This window comes from Shewanella sp. 11B5, assembly GCF_002836795.1.
GTDB classification, from domain to species: Bacteria; Pseudomonadota; Gammaproteobacteria; order Enterobacterales; family Shewanellaceae; genus Shewanella; species Shewanella frigidimarina.
Map to the genome: position 1 here is coordinate 1 of NZ_PJAP01000496.1, position 5,911 is coordinate 5,911.

General features: G+C 42.2%; 6 protein-coding genes. 2 read left to right on the top strand and 4 right to left on the bottom strand.

Annotated elements, in window-relative coordinates; all coding sequences use genetic code 11:
* Window positions 1–257, top strand: a 257-nt coding sequence (locus CXF78_RS11615) for a zinc-binding dehydrogenase (RefSeq protein WP_145991426.1), incomplete at its 5' end; no start/stop codon positions are given.
* 376 nt (window positions 258–633) lie between these two features.
* Window positions 634–1,071, top strand: a complete 438-nt coding sequence (locus CXF78_RS11620; protein ID WP_011639086.1) for a hypothetical protein — start codon at window positions 634–636, stop codon at window positions 1,069–1,071.
* A gap of 118 nt (window positions 1,072–1,189) precedes the next feature.
* Here CXF78_RS11620 and CXF78_RS11625 read toward each other — a convergent pair whose 3' ends face one another.
* From CXF78_RS11625 to CXF78_RS11640, 4 genes are all read right to left on the bottom strand, one after another.
* Window positions 1,190–1,603: a DUF2391 family protein gene (locus tag CXF78_RS11625; RefSeq protein ID WP_011639085.1), complete on the bottom strand. Its 414-nt coding sequence runs from the start codon at window positions 1,601–1,603 to the stop codon at window positions 1,190–1,192.
* Window positions 1,593–2,627, bottom strand: a complete 1,035-nt coding sequence (locus CXF78_RS11630; protein ID WP_102036874.1) for an aldose epimerase family protein — start codon at window positions 2,625–2,627, stop codon at window positions 1,593–1,595. Before CXF78_RS11630 ends, CXF78_RS11625 begins: the two co-directional genes overlap by 11 nt.
* Window positions 2,628–2,652: 25 nt before the next feature.
* On the bottom strand, window positions 2,653–3,795 hold the full coding sequence (gene galK / locus CXF78_RS11635) for a galactokinase (protein WP_102036875.1): 1,143 nt from the start codon (window positions 3,793–3,795) through the stop codon (window positions 2,653–2,655).
* 172 nt (window positions 3,796–3,967) lie between these two features.
* Window positions 3,968–5,638: a cation:proton antiporter family protein gene (locus tag CXF78_RS11640; protein WP_102036876.1), complete on the bottom strand. Its 1,671-nt coding sequence runs from the start codon at window positions 5,636–5,638 to the stop codon at window positions 3,968–3,970.
* Window positions 5,639–5,911: the final 273 nt, after the last annotated feature.

Here is a 5,911-nt window from a genome sequence, read left to right on the forward strand (position 1 = left end):
ACGTGGATATTTTCCGCATTATGGCTAAACGAGTCATTTGGACTGGGTCAACGTTACGACCACAAAGCGTGGCGAATAAAGCCCTGATTGCTCAAGGTTTGGCTGAGTTCGTATGGCCGCTATTAAATAGTGGCAAAATGAGTATTCCAATCGATAGTGTGTTCCCATTCTCGCAAGTGGTACAGGCACATGAACTAATGGAGTCGGGTACACACAAAGGCAAGATAGTGTTGGATCTGCAAGCCGATCCTCGTTAAGTGTATTAATCCCTTACCAATACACTTATTTATAATGTGGTTTTAATCAGCGGTATATTTTGATAAAAAACTTGAAGCTTGATGTTTTTAAGCTAAAGTCGTGATCACAAAGTGATTGGTCATAAGGTGGCTAATCACTTGGTGAGGCGTTTATTTTGTGAGAAAAATGACAGAAAAGTGTTAAAAATTGACTACAACCGACATTTTTATGCGATTACGCGAAAAATTCATCGTTTTAGGCATTGATTCTCAGAAATATTCTGTTTAAATACCCACACAAATACAGAACAGATAATCGTGGCGCAGTATGAAGATATTATCTTCAATAATCCTGCACCATTTTTAGAATATGTGTTGATTAAGGGCGTTAGCATATATGTATAACACTGCAAAAAAACAACTTTGGTTTGGTGAATTAAGAACATCGAAAGGTAACACTATCGTCGTTCATGATAATCAATTGCCAGAAGCGTCACCAGGGCGCATTTTCATGTACAACACTATCCGTAATACGATTGTGGAGTACGTAGAAGACATCGTTAAAGTAAACTTACACGACTTAGATGAGCAACAAACAAAAGCTGCTATGGCTGAGTTTGGCGATGCATGGAAAGCGGCGCGTAGTGAGTTTATGGCAAAGCATCAGTTACGAATTGATTTGTCAAAAGTACCCGATACAGCGCCACCGCGTAAGGCTAAACCGGCTCCAGAGCCAGATGAAGCGATTAACGCAGATGATGACATTCCAGAATTTGATGATTCAGATGATGACAATGATAGCTTTGATGATATGGGTGATAGTGTAGACGATTAACCCTGCAGATAACATTGAGTCTCTGGCTCAGAGTGTTGTTGGTTCATCGTATTATTCTGCTTATATCTGCTAAAGATTACTGACCATATAAGGAATAATTCATTATTCCTTATATGGTTTATTCTTTGTCGAAACTGTCGACAATAATCGCACCCATTGATGCGGGCATCGCGATTAAAATAATCCGCTTTAACGCTAAGATTGGATCGGTTATTAATGGCAATTTATTTAACGCCAACAGTACGATACTCACCACCAATAACGTCAATATATACGCCGCAATTACCCGCAAAAAAAATGCTCGTCTGCGCTTAACAATATTTGCCTGAAACACACTCTGATAAGCAAATAAGGTAATAAATGCCAGCGACAATACCACAACCAATACCAAATTTAATGTTGGCAAACTGGCCGACAATCGCCACGCTTCTTCAGAAAATGCAATCGGCACCGACAGTGCAAAAGCCCCAACGGCAATTTGACCAATATCTTCGGCATTGAAATTGGGTTTAACAGGCTGATTATTCGGCATCAAACTGATATCGAGTTATGTGGTGATATAGCTTACCAGGTGTTATCCATACATCGCCGGGTAAGTCTGGCTGATTAGGCGAGTCGGGTAGCATTTGTGGTTCAATACACACAGCTTGATGATCGCTTAATACTCGCTGCTTTTTACCAACCGTACCTTGCAAAAAGTTTGCACCATAAACCTGCACCCCAGGCTGATTAGTATAAACCGTCATATTGCGGCCACTATTAGGGCTGGCTAAGCAACCAAAGCGCTGTAAATCCGCACCAGGGTTATCTAACACATAACAATGGTCAAAGCCCTTAGTAGCGGCTAATGCTGGGCGTTCGGTTTGTACTGACATTGGCGTGGGTTTTGTCATGTCTACATCGCTACCTGCGGTAGGTTGTATTGAGGTAGGCACACCAACATCATTCATTGTGAGGTACTTTGTGGCATCCACTTGCAGAGTATGTTGCTCATTAGTGTCGCTGCGATTACCGTCTAAATTAAAGTAGCTGTGCTGGGTTAAACTAATAGGACAGGCTTTATCGGTACTGGCTAGCATTTCAATGTACAAGTTATTACCCACTAAACGGTAATCGAGTTGCACAGTACAATTGCCCGGAAATCCCATGTCGCCGTCTGGGCTTGTTAAGGTTAAGCGGACGCCATCACTTAAGGTACCGAGTTGCCACAATTTCCGATTAAAGCCTTCAACGCCACCGTGTAAACAATTGCTCGCTTGGTTAACGCTAAGTTGGTATTCATGGCCATTATATTGGGTTTTACCATTGGCAATACGATTGCTGTAACGTCCTGCTATCGCGCCTAAATGGGCTTGTTGAGCCAGATAATCTTCGACACTGTCGCAACCTAACACGATATTTTTACGTTCACCGTTGCGATCTGGAGTCCATAATGATCGAATGATGCCGCCTAAACTTAATACTTCAAGTGCGATGATGCCATTATCAATTCTAACCCGCTCAATCTCACCACCACGGGGATCTTGCCAAGGTTCCAGCACACTAAAACGTACCATTTATGCCTCTCTAATCTGTAAATTATTAGCCGATGCGTCCTGCACCGCCACTCGCTGAACATAAGTATATTGTTGCTTCGATACCTGTTTGCTTAAAATATTGGTTTTCAACTAGGTTAATCACCTCATCGGTAAGGTCATGATTGATCAATGCCAATACGCAGCCATCGCTCATACGTACGCCGCCCTTTTCACCGATTAAATTCGCAATCATGCTCACTAAGGTGTCAATGTCGGCAGTGATAATGTCAAAGTCATCGCGCATTGATGCTTGAGACTGTGCCATTAACTGACTAAAACGGGCAACATTGTTTTGTTGCAAAGCTCTGGCAGCATTACTAGTACGTTGGTTTTCGCTAATGACATGGCGTGCTCGACGAAACTGAACATCACTGAGTAATTCTTTATCTGCCGTGAGTAGGCTCAATGATAAATCACGCAAAGAATCGAGGCCAAGTAACTTGGTTATCTGATTACACTCTTGCTTACGTTGTTCAAATTGTTGGGTAAAACCATGACGGTCTTGCTTTAAGTCGATTACGATTAAGCTAAGTTCTTCTGGTAATAGCACCGATTCGCTTTCTAATTCTAAACAATCAATCAATAAGGCATGATCAGGCTCTGCCATCGCGCTAATGATTTGGTCCATCATGCCGCAATCTAACAGCATAAATTGACTTTCGCCGCGTTGAGCTAATTGGGCAATAGCGATAGGAGATAAGTTTAATTGGCTGGCATAACTGATGGCGGTACCAAAAGCGATTTCCAGTGCTGCCGACGATGATAAACCGGCTCCCAGTGGTACGTCACCCACAATGGCTAAGTCTAAGCCCTTAGCTCGTAAACCCGATTGGTTCATAGCAGCGGTTACACTTTTGAGATAATGGCTCCAGTCATCGCCTGCAGCGACTGGGCCTTCTTCACCAAAGTGCCATTGCTTAATTTCCCCAGGAAAAGCGGTTGTCACCGCGCGAAATAAATTATCATCGCGATGCTTTACGGCTATAACAGTATGAAAGTTAATTGCAGCGGGTAATGCGAGGCCTTCGTTATAGTCGGTATGTTCGCCCATAATGTTAACTCGCCCGGGCGCTTGGTATAAATCATCTGGCTTAGTGCCAAATGTACGAACAAATAATTTAGTGGCGCGTTGAGCAGGGTTTGACATACTTCAAAAAATCCGACAAAGGGTGACATGGAAAGACTGGTTACTTGAGTTATAGCATGTCTTTACCGTGTCTGTAACTGAGATTTTTTTATCCGAAGCAAAATTGAAAATACGCTGTAGTAAACAAAAACGCCTAGAGAGTTATCTAGGCGTTTGCAATTGGTGATTAGTTTTATGATGGCGACTCAGATGTCGTATCGTTTATTGCCGATTGGTTTGGCTGATCACTACTAGCCACAACTGAACCAGGTACCAGTTCTGGTGGTGAATCGAGTAGCTCTTTAATCACATGGTCAACAAAACCGGCGCCTGCAGCTTCATACAAGTTATACACAGTATGAACTCCAGACTCTTTTAATGACTCAGCATCTTCAGCGTATTGCACAATTGCGCTGATTTTCCCTTCGTAATTAAGCTTTTGCAATTGTTGCACTGCAAACAAATTACCCGCGTGATGTGGCATTGCCAGTAGCACTAACTCTAAGTGTGGCGCACGTTCAAGCTTGACCCAAAAGTCAGTATCGCTAGCGTCACCTTGTACAACATTACGGCCTTCATTTCGATGAAAATCAACCAGCTCTTGTTTGTGTTCAATCCCTAAAATTTCGCCGGTGTATTTGGCGCGTAATTCATCATATGCCCCAGAACCAATACGGCCCATCCCCAAGATCAAAAAGCGTGGATTACCAATACGGATTTGTCTGTCTTCTGGGTGTAATGGGTGGCGTTCGAGTTTGGTTAATTTTGATTGAAAACGCTGATAAATATTACTGACGTTATTATTAAACGGTGCTGCAAATAAGAAACTTATGCTTAACGCTACCGCAATAATGATCAGCCATTCTGGTGGTAACCAACCCTTGTGTGCCGCTACTGCCGCTACGATTAAACCAAACTCACTGTAGTTACCTAAGTTAAACGAGGCTAATAACGATGTGCGTGAGCGCAATATAAAGCGGGTTAGCAGATAAACAAACATCAAAATTTTCACTGGAATTAGCGCAACTAAAATCGCCGCTAAACCAATATCGGCCAATGTGGGTAATCCGTTTAACCCAATGGTTAAGAAGAAGGCGACTAAGAATAACTCTTTAAAGAAGTAAATCGACTTGGCTAATTCGGATGATTTAGCATGCCCAGCTAATAAAATACCCACTATCAATGCGCCTAAATCGGGTTTTAAACCGACGGCTTCAAATAACCATGCGCCCACCACTAATGCCATCACAAGGCCAAACAATACCAGCATTTCACCGTGGCCGACGCGATCGAACACTTTATAAATAAGCGGTCTTGCAAGCGGCAGTAATAACAATGCAAACGCCCAAACTGACGGGATGTTACCTTTAGAAATGGTTAAAAAGATCACAGCGAAGATGTCTTGCATAATCAAGATACCAATCGCTACTCGGCCATAAAGTGACTGCATGTCACCGCTGTCTTCAAGCACCTTTACCGCAAATACGGTACTGGAAAAACTTAATGCAAAGGAAATTAGCATTAGTTGATTGAAACTGAACCCGTCGAGCTGCTCAATGCCTAAAAAGCCCAACAACTTCAGCACTGGCACAAAAAATAGAATCGAACCAATTAAATGTAAGCTTGAACCGGCCCAAACTTCGGCTTTAAACAGGCTCTTAAGATCAAGTTTAAGGCCAATGGAAAATAGCAGTAAGGTGACACCTAGGTCAGCAAGTTGCTGCAAAATAGGTAAGCTAGTGTCTTCAATGCCTAAGGTGAACAATACAAAACCAGCTGCAAGATAACCAATCAGTGGCGGTAAACCCACTCGGCTGACAAGCATTCCGCAAAGTAGGGTGATAATCAGGATAGCGGGTTCCATAAAGCGCCTTGAATGAGGGGGATAAAATCTTATTGTATAAGAAAAAAGTTAACTTTCGATGACTTTAATGCGTTAAATGCAAAAAACAGCATCTTTAGTAACTAAAGATGCTGTTTTGCATAATGTTTATTGGGTGAGGTTTACATAGCGCTTTAGCTAGGGTCTGTTGAACTTTTCTGGTTGAATTTTGTTCGAGTTAAAACCGATTTAATCGAGGCGAATGGATTGATGCCTAATCATCTAAGCAAAATTCATTCAACAAAGAGTAAAACA